The 17,106-nt window shown below is 39.8% G+C and carries 13 protein-coding genes; 10 read left to right on the forward strand and 3 right to left on the reverse strand.

Features of this window, described 5'->3' with window-relative positions:
* Positions 1–124: 124 nt before the first annotated feature.
* From ACQ2HE_RS13030 to ACQ2HE_RS13055, 6 genes are all read left to right on the forward strand, one after another.
* On the forward strand, positions 125–1,291 hold the full coding sequence (locus ACQ2HE_RS13030) for a dipeptidase (RefSeq protein ID WP_430896189.1): 1,167 nt from the start codon (positions 125–127) through the stop codon (positions 1,289–1,291).
* On the forward strand, positions 1,291–1,680 hold the full coding sequence (locus tag ACQ2HE_RS13035; protein ID WP_430896185.1) for a VOC family protein: 390 nt from the start codon (positions 1,291–1,293) through the stop codon (positions 1,678–1,680). Before ACQ2HE_RS13030 ends, ACQ2HE_RS13035 begins: the two co-directional genes overlap by 1 nt.
* A gap of 266 nt (positions 1,681–1,946) precedes the next feature.
* On the forward strand, positions 1,947–3,776 hold the full coding sequence (locus ACQ2HE_RS13040; RefSeq protein WP_430896183.1) for a T9SS type A sorting domain-containing protein: 1,830 nt from the start codon (positions 1,947–1,949) through the stop codon (positions 3,774–3,776).
* Between the two features lie 109 nt (positions 3,777–3,885).
* Complete coding sequence (locus ACQ2HE_RS13045) at positions 3,886–4,935, forward strand: S41 family peptidase (RefSeq protein ID WP_430896181.1); 1,050 nt, start codon at positions 3,886–3,888, stop codon at positions 4,933–4,935.
* A 67-nt stretch (positions 4,936–5,002) separates the two neighbouring features.
* Positions 5,003–6,502: a DUF2271 domain-containing protein gene (locus ACQ2HE_RS13050; RefSeq protein ID WP_430896179.1), complete on the forward strand. Its 1,500-nt coding sequence runs from the start codon at positions 5,003–5,005 to the stop codon at positions 6,500–6,502.
* Between the two features lie 5 nt (positions 6,503–6,507).
* Positions 6,508–7,131: a PepSY-associated TM helix domain-containing protein gene (locus ACQ2HE_RS13055; RefSeq protein ID WP_430896177.1), complete on the forward strand. Its 624-nt coding sequence runs from the start codon at positions 6,508–6,510 to the stop codon at positions 7,129–7,131.
* 3 nt (positions 7,132–7,134) lie between these two features.
* Here ACQ2HE_RS13055 and ACQ2HE_RS13060 read toward each other — a convergent pair whose 3' ends face one another.
* Complete coding sequence (locus ACQ2HE_RS13060; RefSeq protein WP_430896174.1) at positions 7,135–8,532, reverse strand: PAS domain-containing sensor histidine kinase; 1,398 nt, start codon at positions 8,530–8,532, stop codon at positions 7,135–7,137.
* 323 nt (positions 8,533–8,855) lie between these two features.
* On the opposite strand from ACQ2HE_RS13060, the gene ACQ2HE_RS13065 reads away from it, so the two are divergent.
* From ACQ2HE_RS13065 to ACQ2HE_RS13080, 4 genes are read left to right on the forward strand one after another with little or no spacing between them, the layout of a single operon-like run.
* A complete protein-coding gene (locus tag ACQ2HE_RS13065) occupies positions 8,856–10,124 on the forward strand; it encodes an aminotransferase class V-fold PLP-dependent enzyme (RefSeq protein WP_430896172.1) in 1,269 nt (422 codons plus the stop codon).
* Positions 10,125–10,568: a hypothetical protein gene (locus ACQ2HE_RS13070; RefSeq protein ID WP_430896169.1), complete on the forward strand. Its 444-nt coding sequence runs from the start codon at positions 10,125–10,127 to the stop codon at positions 10,566–10,568.
* 4 nt (positions 10,569–10,572) lie between these two features.
* Positions 10,573–11,811: an imidazolonepropionase gene (gene hutI / locus ACQ2HE_RS13075; RefSeq protein WP_430896166.1), complete on the forward strand. Its 1,239-nt coding sequence runs from the start codon at positions 10,573–10,575 to the stop codon at positions 11,809–11,811.
* 9 nt (positions 11,812–11,820) lie between these two features.
* Complete coding sequence (locus ACQ2HE_RS13080) at positions 11,821–12,870, forward strand: formimidoylglutamase (protein ID WP_430896163.1); 1,050 nt, start codon at positions 11,821–11,823, stop codon at positions 12,868–12,870.
* On the opposite strand, the gene ACQ2HE_RS13085 is transcribed toward ACQ2HE_RS13080, so the two are convergent.
* Both ACQ2HE_RS13085 and abc-f read right to left on the reverse strand, forming a co-directional pair.
* Positions 12,867–15,089, reverse strand: a complete 2,223-nt coding sequence (locus ACQ2HE_RS13085) for a patatin-like phospholipase family protein (protein WP_430896161.1) — start codon at positions 15,087–15,089, stop codon at positions 12,867–12,869. The genes ACQ2HE_RS13080 and ACQ2HE_RS13085 overlap by 4 nt on opposite strands.
* Positions 15,090–15,098: 9 nt before the next feature.
* Positions 15,099–17,051: a ribosomal protection-like ABC-F family protein gene (gene abc-f / locus ACQ2HE_RS13090; RefSeq protein WP_430896159.1), complete on the reverse strand. Its 1,953-nt coding sequence runs from the start codon at positions 17,049–17,051 to the stop codon at positions 15,099–15,101.
* Positions 17,052–17,106 lie beyond the last annotated feature (55 nt).

Below are 17,106 nucleotides of genomic sequence, written 5' to 3' on the forward strand. Positions count from 1 at the left end.
CAAATGATCGTGACGGGTTTTTATTGATGAAATTTCGGTTTGCGCTTTTGAATTAATATTTGAAATATAGAGGGTTATAAAGCTTACTTATTATTTATTCAGTTTATTTAAGACATAAAAATTCATGAAAATTATTCGCAGAATTCTTTCCATTTTAGGCATTATTATTCTTGTTGCCGCTATCGGGTTTTTCTTCTTCGCTCCAAAATACATCGATCAATCGATGAACAAAACCCTCCATAAGAGTATCACTGATAGTGTACCAAAATGGTATGATTCCATTCCATTTATTGCCGATATGCACTGTGATGCTCTTTTATGGGATCGTAATATTTTGAATAAAGCGGATCACGGACATGTAGACATTCCTCGAATGCTGGAAGCCAACGAGGCTTTTCAAGTCTTTTCCATTGTGAGCAAAACTCCAAGAGGAATCAATTATGAGAAGAATACCGCAGAAACCGATCAAGTTGCCTTATTGAGTTTTGCTCAACTACGCAACTGGCACGATTGGTTCAGTATGAAGTCGAGAGCCCTTCACCAATGTGAGGCGCTACATAAAACTGCCGAATATTCAGAAGGAACGTTTCGAGTGATACAAACCAAATCCGATTTGGAGCAATTCATCAACGATAGGGCAAAGAACCGTTCCATTGCGGCCGGAATGTTGGCACTAGAAGGTGCACATTGTTTGGAAAATGATCTTACTAATTTGGACACCTTTTTTAATGCCGGAGTAAGATACATTGGGCTTACCCATTTTTTCGACAATGAATGGGGCGGCTCAGCTCATGGAGTAGACAAAGGTGGCTTAACAGAAAAAGGAAAGCAATTGATAGATGCCATGATCAAAAAGCACATCATTATAGATTTGGCTCATGCATCTCCCAAATTGATCGATGATATCTTCAAATACACATCGGTTCCTTTGTTGGTTTCACATACCGGAGTAAAAGCTACCTGCGATAATGTGAGAAATTTAAGTGACGCGCAAATTGATGAAATTGGCAAACGAAAAGGACTGATCTGTATAGGAATGTGGGAAACCGCCGTATGTGGAACTGACGCCATGGCCACTGCTAAAGCCATCAAATATGTAATGGATCGAATAGGAGTGGAGCGCGTTTCCATGGGCTCCGACTTCGATGGTGCCATTGAAGCTAGTTATGATATCAATGGTTTTAGAGAAGTAGTATCCGCATTACAAAAACTGGGCATTTCAAGAATTGATATTGAAAAGGTAATGGGAGGCAATATTCGCGATTTCTTACTTCAAAACTTACCGGAATAATGAATCAGCAACTAGGGCAATTGGCATTGGTGGTACGCGACTACAATGAAGCCATTGAATTTTATACCACTATTTTAGGCTTTGAAATTTTGGAGGATACCGAATTAAGTACCACCAAACGATGGGTGCGGGTTCGTCCCAAAGGCACCGTTGGTGCTGAACTTTTGCTGGCAAAAGCGGCGAATGAGGAGCAGCTTTCAAGAGTGGGAAATCAAACCGGAGGGCGTGTATTTTTATTTCTTTATACCGACGATTTTGACCGCGATTTTGATAACTATTCATCAAAAGGAGTTGTATTTGTAAGGCCGCCCGAAGAACAATCCTATGGAAAAGTAGCCGTATTTGAAGATTTATACGGAAACTTATGGGATTTGATACAGCCGAAATAGTAAAAAATTAATGTTGCAACACATAAAAATTACCTATGTTTGTATTGAAAATCAATTATTTGTGGTAATTTGGGTGTTGGAACTACGAAAAATGTTTAGTAAAATAGCGATGAAGTGAAATCGTGCAAAAAAAAACTCTCGTAAATACTTTTACTTACGGATTATCTTTTCTTATTTAGCACTTCCTACTCCTATCGATAGAACCTCTTTCTATCCAATTTTCCAAGAAGCCACATACTCTGTAATTTTTTAAACCACATAAAGTCATGAGAAAGCTTTTACTCATTGCTTCTATTCTTGGATTATCAACCTTGTCTTATGCCCAAGTAGGAAGCCTCGTTAACACGTACGGTACAAATGGTGCTACTAACACGCCAATTGGCCTAGGAAACGAAGAAGTTCGCAAATTTGAATTTCAAACCGACGGTAAAGTTGTAGCCGTAGGATATACAGTTGTAGGCGCAACTACAGATATTGCAGTAGTTCGTTACAACCAAAACGGTACTTTAGACAATACCTTCGGAACAGGCGGTATCGTTCAAATTGACTTGGGCGGTGGCAACGACGATGCTTTTGGTGTTGAAATTGACGGCTCAGGCAAAATCATCGTTATCGGAGAAACCAATAGTACTCCTACCTACGATTTCTTTTGTATTCGCTTAAACTCAGACGGAACTTTCGACAATACTTTTAGTGGAGATGGTATTCTTACTGTAGACATTGACGCCGGTTCGGAAGATCATGGCTCAAACGTAAAATTTACTTCTACCGGTAAAATTGTTATTGCAGGTTATAGAAACAAAGGATGTTCCGGTGACTTCGCCGTAGTGCGCATTAACACCGACGGAACGCTCGATAATACTTTCAGTGGCGATGGTATCGTTACAACCGGTATTACAGGTTGTACTGAAGACTTTATCTCAAGCCTTGTTGTGCAATCAGATGATAAAATCATCGCCTCAGGTTCTTCAAAAGACGTTGACTACGATTTCGCGATGGCTCGTTATAATACCGATGGTACTTTAGATGCAACTTTCGGTACCGGTGGTATTGTAGTAACACCGATAGGGCCTGCCGGAATTAGTGACGACCATTGCTATGGCATTGCACTGCAAGCAGATGGTAAAATTGTAAGAACAGGATGGACGCGCGCTTCTACAAGCTCTGATTTCGATTTTGCAACAGCTCGTTACAATACAGATGGTTCACTTGATAATACTTTTGGTACAGGTGGAATTGTGATCACTAATATCGGACCTGGTGCAACCGAAGATCAGGCTCGTGCAGTTGCCTTGATGAAAGATGGTCATATCATTATCGCAGGAAACAGCGATAACGGAGATTTTACCCTGGTTCGCTACAACTCTAACGGAACCTTGGATAACCTCTTCAGTGGCGACGGTATTGCTACAGCTGACTTAGCAGGAGGACAAAACGACTTCGTTCGTTATGTAAAAATGCGTGATCAATACATTTATGCAGGTGGATATATTTCAAATGCAGGTAATAAGAACTTTTCTATCGCTGCCTTCCAAAACGACGGTTTCTCCCTTCCATTCAACGATCTAGCTTTTGCTGCTCAAAGAAATGCCGTAGGTGTAGAATTAACCTGGAAAGCGCTTACAGAAAAGAGTTTGATTCAATACAATATTGAAAAGAGCACCGATGGTCGCAACTTCAAATCTCTAGGTGCCGTTGCAGCCGTTGCTAGTCAGTCTAAATTTAATTTTGTTGACAAAGAAGCGCTTCTCAATACAACCTTCTATCGATTGGCAATGGTATCTGTAGATGGTAAAATAACTTACAGTAATGCTGTTGTTGTAAGAAGCAGTGCTGTATCGTCTAATTTGGAAGTTTATCCAAGTTTGGTTACAAGTACCGTGAACTTGCAAATTCCAGCAGGAATTAAAGGACGCACTCAAATTACTGTAACTGACTTCTCAGGAAGAATTCTCAGTATGAGTACGATGGAACTCCAAGGAACGGCTATTACTACATCATTGGATGTAAATCGTTTATCGAAAGGAATGTACAATATTACCGTTTCTGCTGATGGTGGCAATGTGAAGTTGACTTCTCGTTTCGTGAAACAATAATGTCAACCCCCTAGACTTTACATATGTGGAAATGGGGCCGTATAATTACGGCCCCTTTTTTTATGGAATTTTTTAACTTAGGAATCTCAGACAGTTTAAACCCGCTGCTATGCCTTGGAGATTCCTGTTCTTAGTGTTTCTTTCTACCCCAGCTTTGGCGCAAGACCAGTTGGCTACCACCAATAGTGCACCTCCTGTAGCGTCTTATGAAAAATGCGTGATCAATGCTTCTAAACTACTTACAGAAGTGTTCGATTTAATGAAGAAGAATTATTACAAAAAAGACTTCATTGCCTGGGATTCTCTTCAATTGTTGGCTCAGCAGCAAGTGAAAGCCAGTACCACCTGCGAGGGCGCTTATGATGCCATTAATCATTGTTTTAAATTGCTCAAAGAACAACATAGTTTTGTTATGCCTGCCATAAAAGCGGCTACCTATAACAACGATACCTCTTATGTTTGTTTCTCTCAAAACTGGAAAGAACAAGTGGGGTCTTGCAGAGCGGAACTTCTTGAACCCGAAATAGGTTATTTGGAAGTACCCGCTATTAGCTCTACGGATCGATGGATTTGTGAGAAAATGTCGGATAGTTTGCAATCACTCATCGCTCATCTCGATCGATCCGGAGTTAAGCATTGGATTATTGATTTACGAAAAAATACTGGTGGGAATTGTTGGCCGATGCTCACGGGAATTGGCCCACTACTGCAAACAGATACTTGTGTTTATTTTATTAGAAATGAAGAGCGTGTTCCGGTTATCTATAAAAATGGGAAGACCTACCAAGGAAAGTACGAACGCTGTGGCACTTCTCAACCCGGCTATCAGCTTGCAAATAAACCTCTTCAAATTATCGTTTTAACAGGGAACCGAACCGCCAGCTCCGGAGAAATTGTGGCGCTCGCATTTCGAGGTATGAAAGAAACGATCATGATGGGGCTGCCTACTGCCGGACTTACAACAGCCAATGCTACCTATCAACTCTCCAATAATGCCATGTTAGTACTAAGCGTGTGTCAAGAAGCCGATCGAAAAGGAAGAATACAGGAAGGGAGAATGAAGCCTGATATCATAATAGAAAGCAAATATGGTGAAGATACGGCCCTTCAGGAAGCACTTATGAAATTGCGAGAAGTTAAAATCTTATCAAATTACTAGCCATCCCCAAAAGTTTTTTGTCAACCGAACGTCTTATACTATTATTAGTATAAAATAAGCGTTTAATATGAATTTGACCCGAATTTGGCTCTCGTCTTTCCTTATTTCGACTGCCCTCCTTGGTTTTTCAAACCCTGTAAAACCAATCAAATCTTTCCAATCGCACTATGAAAACGTACTCGGAACTTCTTTCGATCTCAAAGTTTTCACTACTTCAGAAATCAAAGCTGATATAGCAACGGATATTGCTTTGAACGAAATTGACCGACTATCGGCAATCAGTAGTTCTTATGATCCCAATAGTGAATTGAGTCTCTGGTTAAAAACGCAACAAACTCCTATTAAACTAAGTAAGGATCTATATACCTTGTTTGAATTGTTTGATTCTTGGAAACAAAAAACCAAGGGTGCTTTGAATCCCTCAATTGCACTCGCTATTGAATCTTGGAAGGATGCGCAAAAAAGCGGTATGCTTCCCTCAGCCAATGAGTTGTCTGCCATGGCATTTGAAATGCAACAGGCACAATGGGTATTAGATCCGGTGAATCAAACCGCTACTCATATAGGATCTCTGCCCCTCGTTTTCAACACTTTCGTTAAATCATATATTATCGACAAAGCAGCTACAAAAGCACTTCAAGAAACCGGAGTGCAGGGACTTGTTTTAAATATTGGGGGTGACGTGGTTGTGAAAGGGAGTCAACCTGAACTTATCGGTGTTGCTACATCAAAGCAAATAGCAGACAACGAAGTGCCCGCTATTCAGATATCCATTGAGAACAAAGCAATTGCTACTAGTGGGAACTATAAACGGGGCTTTTTGGTAAATAACAAGTGGTACTCTCATATTTTAGACCCGAGAACCGCTGCGCCTGCTCAACAAATACAAAACGCTACAGTAGTGGCCAACGACGCAACAACAGCCGGCGCATTGGCAACTGCATTCAATATTCTTTCCCTAGACGAATCGATAACGCTAGCTAGTGCTATTCCCGGAATGGCCTTCATGATTACAGATGTGAAAGGAGAAGTGCGTTACAACAGCGCTTGGAAAGCATTGGTGAAACCTGCTGAATTGGCAAAAGTTACCACTCCCAATCAAAAAACTTGGAATGAAAATTATGAAGTTTTGATCAACCTTGAATTAGCAAAATTTGAAGGTCGCTCACATCGACCCTTCGTAGCTATTTGGGTTGAAAACGACAAACAAGAAACGCAAAGAACACTCGCACTTTGGTTCAATAAGCCTCGTTGGTTACCTGACCTTAAAGAATGGTTCAGGAAAAACAATGCCCGCTATCGTGAAACGCCGGGTGCCGATATTACGACCATTAGTTCAGCTACTCGACCCGCCGGTAACTATGTGATCAAATGGGACGGAAAGAACGATGCCGGACAGTTTGTATCGCAAGGTACCTATACTATTATCATTGAAGTGGCGCGAGAACACGGTACCTATCAAATTATCAAGCAAGCAGTTGAGTGTAAAAAGAAGGAAGCTAAATTTGCATTAGAAGCCAATACAGAGGTAGCAAGTGCGTCGGTGGAATACAAAAAAGCTTCTTAAAAGAGATGGAGAAACAGCAACAACCGCTAGGTAAAAGAATCTATAAGCAAACAGCACATTGGTCGAGATGGTTTCATTTGTACTTGTCAATGGTGAGTTTTCTAATACTCCTTTTTTTTGCAATTACCGGCATTACATTGAATCATACTGAGTGGTTTGCAGACCAGCAAAAAACGACCACTTTAAAAGACACGGTACCCATGGCATGGGTAGAAGCTAAATTGGATACCATCGCAATTAAAAAGCTAGAGATCGTAGAACGATTTCGAAATAAATTTGGTATCAAAGGCGCCCTTACCGAATTTATAATAGACGAATACCAATGTACGGTTTCATTCAATGGCCCCGGCTATGCAGTAGCAGCTTTTGTTAATCGAGAGAATGGGATTGTTGAAATCAATGAAACCTATGTTGGTTGGGTGGGAGTGCTCAATGATCTACACAAAGGACGAGACACCGGTTCCAAATGGAAATGGCTGATTGATATTAGTGCCGTATTGATGATTTTAGTATCAATTACCGGACTAATGATGCTATTCTTTTTGAAGTCAAAAAGAATAGCCGGTTTGGCGGTAATCATAGTGGGAGGTATCCTTTGTTGGCTGGTATACTATTTTGGAGTGCAATAAGTTCTAGGCATTTACGGTTGCTAAACTTTGAGGTAATGGAATGCGAACAACTATTTCAGTTCCCATTGCCTCGGCTGTTCTAAGTTCAAGTTTCCCGGATACTGCAAGGGTTTTCTCTTTTATGTTTACTAAGCCTAAGCTTGTTTTCTTTTTTTCCTGTGTTTGATCAAATCCACGGCCATTGTCTTTAATTTTCAATACAAGTTCTTTGTTTTCTGTTTGAAGTGAAACGCTTACCATGCTTGCTTTTGCATGCAATTGAACATTAGACAAAGCTGCATCTAGTACTTTCAAAATAGTGACATCGATGGTAGAAGCAATATGGTTTACCTTCAAATTTGACTCAAACTGCACTTCTATGTTACATTTCTTACTAAATTCTAAGAGTTTTGAATTCACAGATTCACGGAGTCCTAAGTCGGCCAAAATAGTTTGATGCAACTCTTTTGATATTACTCTAAGTTTTTGAATGGAGTTCGATAACTGCGAAGTAGCTCGTTCAATGCTTTCTTTTGTTTGAACTTCTTTCGTTCTATCAAAAGTCATAGAAAGTAACAATTTCAATGATGCAAGTTCTTGACTTAGATCTTCGTGGATCTCTCTAGCAATCTTTTGCTTTTCTTTTTCTCTCACAGATTCTAAATGTATTGCTAAGGATCGAATTTCTTCCTGAGTTTTAAGCAATGCTTTTTCTTGTTCTTTCAAACGGGTTATATCCACCCCCATACCAACTAAACAAGGAATGCCGTCATATTCTGTTTGGATTCCGGTAAGAAAATAGACCGGACGAGCTCCTGATTTAGTTTTCATTGGAGCTTCGGCATCGGCAACCCCGTCTATAAATGTTTTCTCAATTCTGCTTTGAATATAGGCTTTGTCGCTATCGTCAAAAAAGTCTAAGGGGTGCATTTCAGAAATTTCTGATCCACTATACCCTGTTACTTTTTCAAAGTTGCTATTCCAACGGAGAATTTTCCCTGTGTGGTCAAAGAAGTAAAATATACCCGGAATACTTTGGATGATGGCTTGAATAAAATGCGTTTCTTGTGATGAATTCTCGCGAAAGAATACACAGAATATTTGTTCGTCCTCTAATTGCATGGGTATCACAGAAAAACTTACCGGAAAGATCTTTCCGGTTTTGGTTTCTGCTCGCGCAGCACCTGAAGTGGCTTTCGCATTCGTGATGATTTGTGTAACCACTTCTATGTGTTGGGCGCGGTCTTCCAAAGGGATAATTATTTCAGGTAAGAATTTACCATCAACCTCTTCAAATTTCCAACCGAATAGATCTTCCGCTGCTTTGTTCCAAAACAAACAGGTTCCATTCGATCTGATGCTGATTACAGCATCGGTCATATCATTAAAAAACGGTCTTAAATTAAACGGGGCCAAATTCATAACAATAGCTTGAGTTGGTGATTCAAATAGTGGCAAGAAAGCTTATGGTGTGTCCCCAAGGTGCATCTTTAATTTGCCTTATAAATCAGAAATTCTTTCTTGATTTTCAGCCATTTCTATTATATAAATTCATAATTTGAGAGACATACGCTGTAATTTATAACGGCTTATCCAACTATTCTGTCTTTATTTATATTGTTTTTAATAGATTTAAGTGACGACTCTTAGTTGGAAGGTAAGACTTCCATTCAACTTTAAAAGTATTATTGACTGAAGTCAAGAGCCTAAACAATGTATTAGTGTTTTTTAACATACTATCTAACATGAACAAACGTTTTTTCCTAAAATCACTTGCACTTACCGGGTTTACTTTTCCGGCATTCGAAAACATCACTGCAGCGTTGCATGATAAAAAGCATCTTCCTGCCACTCAAATAGCTCAAGATGAAAATTTTTGGGAAGCAATTCGCAAAGGATATCGGATCAAACCAGACTATATTAATTTGGAAAATGGCTACTATTGCTTTCAACCCGAAGAAATACTTGAAGCATTCATTAAGAATGTTCGTGAAGTAAACTATCAAGGGTCTTATTATATGAGAACGGTGCAATGGGATAATAAGAAAAAGGCTGCTGCAGCACTTGCTAAAATAGCAGGGTGTAACTCAGATGAAATAATCATTACAAGAAATACTACTGAATCACTTGATACCATTATAGGTGGACTTGCTTGGAAGGAAGGTGATGAAGCTGTGATGGCAGAGCAAGACTATGGAGCGATGCTTGATATGTTTAAACAAATTGCTAGGCGTCATGGAGTAGTCAACAAGATCATTTCAGTACCCAATCATCCGGCTAGCGACGAAGAGATTGTAGCCCTATATGAAGCGGCCATTACCCCGAAAACGAAACTGTTGATGGTTTGCCACATGATCAATATTACCGGTCATATTCTGCCTGTTCAAAAAATTGCAGATATGGCTCACAAACACGGTGTGAAAGTACTGGTTGAAGGAGCACATGCCTTTGCTCATATTCAATATGATATCCCAAGTTTACACTGCGACTTTTACGGAGCATCCTTACATAAATGGTTAAGTGTACCACTTGGGGCAGGTATACTATATGTGAACAAGAATAGTATTCCTGATCCTTGGCCTTTAATTGCAGACGGAGATTCTAAACCATTGACAGATATTTATCGACTCAATCATACAGGAACGCACCCTGTACATACCGACTTAACGATACTCAATGCAATCGATTTTTATTACAAGTTAGGCCCGGAAAGAAAAGAAGCTCGATTGCGGTACTTACAACAGTATTGGACTTCTAAGCTACGAAAAGTGAAAAATGTTGCAGTGAATACACCTGCAGATGTTGAGCGTTCTTGTGGTATCGCTAATGTTGGGATTATAGGAATAAAACCGGGCTTACTAGCTGAGCGCTTGTTGAAAGAATACAAAATTTATACAGTTGCAATAGACTATGCGAATGTACACGGTTGTAGAATTACTCCTAATATTTATACTACAACAGCTGAATTGGATCAACTAGTGAAAGCAATTACTGAAATGGCAAAAGCGGTTTAAATGAGATCGGTATTCTTGATAGTGATTTTTATTTCCCTGTTTGCAATTTCTTCCTATTCTCAAACAAAAAATGTGGAAGCAGTAAAAAACTGGGGGGCTGTTTTTATTCCTTCAGGCAACTATTTTTGGAATGCTGCCGAGAAACAATTACTTCAAGTGATGGATGAGCAAAAACTTGCTGAAGTTAAAACTTTTTCAGTTTTATGCAACTGGCCCTTTGGCTTGTTTGAAATTGATGACCTCTTAGACGATGAATACGAGGAGTGGGAAGCGCAAATGAGCAGACTTAATTTCGAAACTATTGCCGCCATTAGGGTAGGAGCTGCCAATTATTATTTATTGGAGCTGCCTTACCAAAAGAATTTGAATTGGGATAAGCGTTATTTTTGGAAGAAGAGCCTCTATTTTTTCTTTCAAGATAAATACCTCAAACTAAGCAATTAAAAGCGTGAGCTACAAATTATTGATCAATATAGGACAGTTGGTGGGGGTGTCTTCCACTCAAAATCCGCTTCGTGGAAATGATCTCAAGAATCTGAGTATTATAGAAAATGCTTGGCTCTTAGTTGAGAACGATCGCATTCACTCTTTTGGTTCTATGCAGCAAATGACGGTTGTTGTAAAACCGGAGCAGGTGATCGATATCAATCAGCAGACGATACTGCCTACTTGGGTAGACAGTCATACTCATTTGGTTTTTGCAGAGAGTAGAGAAGCAGAATTCGTACAAAAAATACAAGGAGCTACTTATGCAGAAATTGCAGCAAGTGGAGGAGGAATCTTGAACTCTGCGTCCAAAATCGCTCAAATTGATGAAGAAGAGCTCTATGAACGTTCGCAAATTCGGTTGAATGAATTGATCAAACTTGGTACAGGTGCAATTGAGATAAAGTCAGGATATGGTTTGAGCACTGAGGCTGAATTAAAGATGCTGCGCGTGATCAAACGTTTGAAGGAAGTGAATGATATCCCAATAAAGGCAACGTTTTTAGGTGCGCATGCTTACCCACTTAAGTTCAAAGAAAATCATTCAGCTTATATAGATCTTATTATTCACGAAATGCTTCCGGAAATTGAGCGGTTGAAATTAGCCGACTATATGGATGTTTTTTGCGAAAAAGGATTTTTTGAAATAGAGGAATCTCGCAGGCTATTAAATGCAGGGTTGAAACATGGGCTAGTTCCAAAAATTCATGCCAATCAGCTCAATTGTTTTGGTGCTGTAGAGTTGGGAGTTGAACTAGGGGCGGTATCAGTTGACCATCTTGAGTCGATGGACGATGCTTCAATTAAAACACTTGGTGGTAGTACTACTATTGGGACACTCCTTCCCGGCGCTGCCTATTTTTTACGAATGAGCTATCCACCTGCACGCGATTTGATAAATGCCGGGGCAGTGCTCGCCTTGGCATCAGATTTCAACCCGGGGTCTTGTCCAAGCGGTAATATGAACCAAATGGTGTCGATGGCTTGTATTCAAATGAAATTATTACCTTCTGAAGCCATCAATGCTGCTACCATTAATGGGGCTTTTGCTATGGGAGTTCATCAGGAAGTGGGAAGCATTGCTGTAGGCAAAAAAGCCAATCTTATTTTATATGCTAAAATGCCGTCTTTGTCGTATATTCCTTATTCATTTGGCTCTAATTTAATAGAAGCCGTCATGATTAGTGGTTCCTTCATCTAAACTCTGTTTATGCAGCACTTCAAATTCTACCAAAAAGAGGACGTTTTGTCGTTAACCAAGATCAGAAGATTTGAAACAAAATTGGGGGAACGAGTGCACACCTCACATTCCGCTGCCGAGTTTGAAGCCGCTATAAAAAACCCGGAAGTGAAATTTGTTCTTTTCGGAATTCCGGAAGACTTGGGAGTGCGAGGTAATGATGGAGTAGGGGGTGCCGATTCTGCTTGGATTCCTTTTCTGTTTTCTTTTCTAAATACACAAAGCAACGACTTTTTAGAAGGAAGCGAAATCTTAGTTGCCGGTCATTTCGACTTCGGTGATCTCAAATATTTAATAGAACAGAATGCTTCGAGTTTCGATGAAAAGAAAGACGCCTATCGTCACGCCGTTCAAACCATTGATGAAGAAGTTGAAAAACTAACAAAAACCATTACTCAGGCTCAGAAAATACCTGTTGCCATCGGTGGAGGGCACAACAACGCATACCCTCTAATTAAAGGTGCGGCTAAGGGCTGGCACAAAGCAGGTGTATTGCAACTGGCACAGTTAAATGTTGTAAACCTAGATGCTCACACTGATTTTAGACCGGCAGAAGGCCGACACAGTGGCAACCCCTTTCGTTACGCTGAAGAAGATGGATACCTCCAGAAGTATTGTGTAGTGGGCGTTCAAGAAAATTATCTTCCTCAAAATGTTTGGACAGATTTTGTGAACAATCCTTTTCTTGATATGGTGACTTTTGAAGATATTTTCCTTCATGAAAAAAGGAACTTTATTCAAGCCGTGGGGCATGCCATCAGTTTTACCGACGATAATTTGATTGGAGTGGAGCTGGATCTAGACATCGTGGAAAACACTTTAACCAGTGCTCAAACACCTTCAGGTATTTCAAGTGTTCATGCTCGTCAATACATCAATATGGTGGCCGCTCAAGCCAAGCCCGCCTATTTACACATTGCCGAAGGCGCTTCACAATTAACCGACGGACGAAAGTCGGAAACTACAGGAAAACTAATTAGTTATTTGGTAAGCGATTTTATCAAAGCCTTTGCTCACTAAAAGTTGATTCCGAAATTAATATAAGAACTGAATTTCGAAGATTGATCATTGAACTGAAAACTCAATTCTAACGGACCCAACGCCGTATTGTATCCAACACTTAAAGCGTGACCAGATAAAAACTCAGGCTTTTGCAGTAGGTTGTTTTGGCTAATGAAGTTATTGACCAAAGCATTTGTTCTCGCTGCAAAATACAAATTCGTATTCGCGTTTACTCTCAAACCTGCTTGAAGCGCTCCTACACTTGGAGTGAAAAAGCTTCCTTCTTCCAATCCAACAAAAACAATTTGATTTCTGAAGGTTCTAACCATTCCACCAATTACAAAATCATTAAAGATGTTTTGCGCATAGTTGAAGTTTACACCCCCTTGAAACATCAATGAAAATACAGATCGTTTGCCTAGAGGAGTGTACAATTCAAAATTGGCCATCAAGCGCTGGTAGTTGTTAAAGCTAATTCCTAAAGAATCTTTATTTAATGGAATTCCATTTTGTGTGATCGTAACATCCGCTCTTTGATTGAATATATAGCCAAGTTCGGTTTCCAATTTTAAACCTTTTTTAGGCAAAGTTGGTCTGTCTAAGGTATTTACATTCCAATACAAAAAGTGTGTAAAGAAGTGATTATCGCCGTTAAACTGAATGGCGGTTTCAATTGAAGGTTGTAATTCTGTTGATTCGTACCTTATGCCGGTTCCAACTGTATACGATCGATTGCGCGAATATTGAATTTTAAGATTTGACTGTGTGTAATAATTCTTGTATTCCCCCGTCTTTTTAAAATTGGTGTAGGCAGGAAAAATGAGATTTTCAAATTGAATATCAGCAATTGCAGCAACATTTTTTCCGCGACCTAAATATTGTAAATGTTCGCCTTTCAATCGAAAGCGTTCACCAAAATTTAGTGTTAAGTAAGAGCGAGAACTTGCTGTAAAAAAATTGCGTGAAGTAATGTTGGCTAAAACACTGATACCGGTAAACTTGTTGTAATGCAACCCTATTTTGGCAAAAGTTTCGGGGTTCTCTATTACGTCAAAAATGATTCGCGCGCCATGGTTTTCATCCGGATAAAGGGTATAGGTTATTTTGTTATAATAACGCGTTCCAAAAGCTTTGCGAATCATGTTGTTCAATTTCGCAGCCGTGTAATAGCGATTGTCGTAATAACCTACCATATGAGCGAAAAATGCCGGAGTTGTTCTTTCCAAGCCATGTATTTCAATGCTGGTAAGTTTTACTGAATCTGTGAACGACGGGCGAATTATCTTACTTTGTTCGGTTTCACCGTATTGCGCATTGATAGAATCGGCCAGATGTTTGAAGATCGGATACAGGCGTCGGCCTTCTTCAATTCCAAGTCGAAGAATTTCATCCGATTTATTAAAACTGGCTGTATTGTAGTTTTCAATGGGAAGCGGCAAATACAAATCACAATCCTTTATTTGTATTTTTAGGTCTTCAGCTTCTTTAAAGAAGGCGATCTGCAATAATACTTGCAAAGCGTTGTTCACGCGTTCTTTGGGCAATAGACCGGTGGAAACATTGCTTCCAATAACATAATCGGCGCCCATTTCACGAACATCCTTCACCGGAAAATTTCTGACCACTCCTCCATCAACCAATTTCTTTCCATTGTTCTCAACCGCCGTAAATACGGTAGGTATGGCCATACTGGAACGAATGGCAGTTACTATATCCCCTTTGTCTAGTACTACTGCTTCTCCTGTTGCAACATCCGCTGCAATACATTTAAAAGGAATCGGGAGCTTGCTAAAGTCTTTGATCTGATATACATGAAAAAATAATTCAGAGAACTTCAACCATAATTCTTCACTCTCTAACACGCCACTTGGTAAACGAAAACGATTGTTGATCCAAGGTAATTCCACCCCATATTTGCCGTATTCACTTTTCTCTTCCATTACTTGTGCACGAAGCGAAGAGGCATTCGTTAATAGTAATTCCCAATCTAATCTCTTGGCAATTTGTTCAAGTTGGTCGGCCGAATAGCCCGAAGCATAGAGGGCACCTACGATGCTACCCATGCTGGTACCCGTGATATAGTCGATCTTGAGCCCAGCAGAATCAATGGCTTTTAAGATACCAATATGGGCCAATCCTTTTGCTCCTCCGCCACTGAGCGTTAGCCCAATTTTAGGACGTTGCCCCATAGCTTCAAATGAAAAGAGTAGGAGCGCAGCGAAAAGGAATTGCTTCATGTGATTTTTTTAGGATTCTAGTTCCATCAACTTCTCAAATACCTGTTCGTATTCTTTTTGAGCTTTAGTTAAGTTATCTGAAACTGTTTTATAACGATTTTCTGCTTCTTGAAACTTGTTTTTATCAGCATAAATATCTGGCGATGCCAGGGCATGTTGAACAGCCTGTTGCTCTTTTTGCAGTTTTGCCACTTCTTCCTCTAATTGCTGAAATCGTTTCTGATATTTTTGCAATTCTTTCTTCTGTTCCTTGTTGATCGGACCTTGGCTTCCTTTGTCAACAGGCACTGCTACAGGCTCAGGTTGAACAGTTACTACAGGTGCTACTGCCTTCGATGATGTTTTTTCCGGTACGGCAGTCTTCGCCATTCTTTCCTTCCAAGCTACCCACTCTTCATAACCACCATTGAATTCTTTGATTTCCTGGTCTACAATTTCCCAAATTTTATTGGCGGCTTTTGAAATGAAATAGCGATCGTGACTAACAAAAATGTACGTTCCTTCATACTTCATCAAAGCGTCTGCCAAAAGTTCAACAGAGTGCATATCTAAGTGGTTCGTAGGCTCATCCAGCATCAAAAAGTTGGCTTTGCTTACAATGGTTTTTGCCAATGCCACCCTTGCTTTCTCCCCACCACTTAACACTTTAATTTTTTTATCTATATCATCTCCGCCAAACAAGAAACAGCCTAATAAATTACGCAGTTCCTGCTCCGTTAGTTGGCTTCCGCACCCTTTCATTTCATCTAAAATGGTATTGTTCAAATCCAGCGCTTCCAATTGGTGCTGTGCGTAAAAACTCTCGTCAACATTGTGCCCCCATTTACGTTCCCCCATAAATGGTTCGGCGTCTGCAATGATGCGCAATAAGGTTGATTTCCCTTTACCATTTGCTCCAATCAACGCAATTTTGTCGCCTCGGTTGATGGTCGCTTCTGTATTCGACACAATAACATTGTTACCGAATGCCTTTGTGATGTTCTTTAATTCTACAATGATTTTGCCTGGTATGGTATCTACTCTAAAATTGATCTTGATATTGGGACGCTCAATTTCTGCTTCCTCAATTCTATCCAATCGATCTAATTTTTTTTGTATACTTTGAGCTTGTGCGGCTTTACTGGCTTTCGCTTTGAAACGTTCTATGAAGCGTTCTTGCTGTCGAATATAGTCTTGTTGGTTTTCAAAAGCTTTTTGTTGCAATTCCACTCTTACTGCTTTCTCTTTTTCATAGAAATCGTAATTGCCGTTGTAAATATGAATCTGCTGCTGATACAACTCAACGATCTTATTGACCATTCTGTTTAGGAAGTACTTATCGTGACTCACAATAATCACTGAACCTTGATAGTGTTGCAAGTATTTCTCCAGCCATTCAATTGAAGGAAGGTCTAAGTGGTTCGTAGGTTCATCCAACAACAAAAGATCAGGTTGTTGTAAGATCATTTTTGCCAAGAGTACCCGCATTCTCCAACCTCCGCTGAATTCTTTATAAGGTCGGTTCAAATCGTTGTTGGTAAAGCCCAATCCCTGCAACACCTCGGCCGTTTTGTGGTGAATATTGTAACCGTCTAAGGTATCCATTTCGTGCAACCGATCTGTATAGGCGATCAGCGTTTTTTCGTCTCCCGTTTTTTCCAATTCTTTCCCTATTTCTTCAATTTCTCTTTCTAATTGAAGAACTCTTTCAAAAGCGCCTAGTGCAACTTCTAAAATAGTGCTGTTCGTGTCGAAACTGAGTAGATCTTGATGTAAATATCCAATGGTGGTGCTTCTGCTTCTCTCAACTACTCCCTCACTTGCTTGGTATTCTCCCACCAATAGTTTCAACATGGTCGACTTTCCGGTTCCATTGTATCCAATCAATCCTATCCGTTCTCCGGGCTGAATATGCCAAGTGGCTTCTGCCACAATAATTCTTGCCCCAAATTCAAAGGTTACGTTCGTTAATCCTGCTAACATGAAATAAAAATATAATTTGTTGTTTTTGCCTCTTTTTATAATAAGTTGACTATGA

Source organism: Endoryza foliicola (genome assembly GCF_050589245.1).
Lineage (GTDB): Bacteria > Bacteroidota > Bacteroidia > Chitinophagales > Chitinophagaceae > Endoryza > Endoryza foliicola.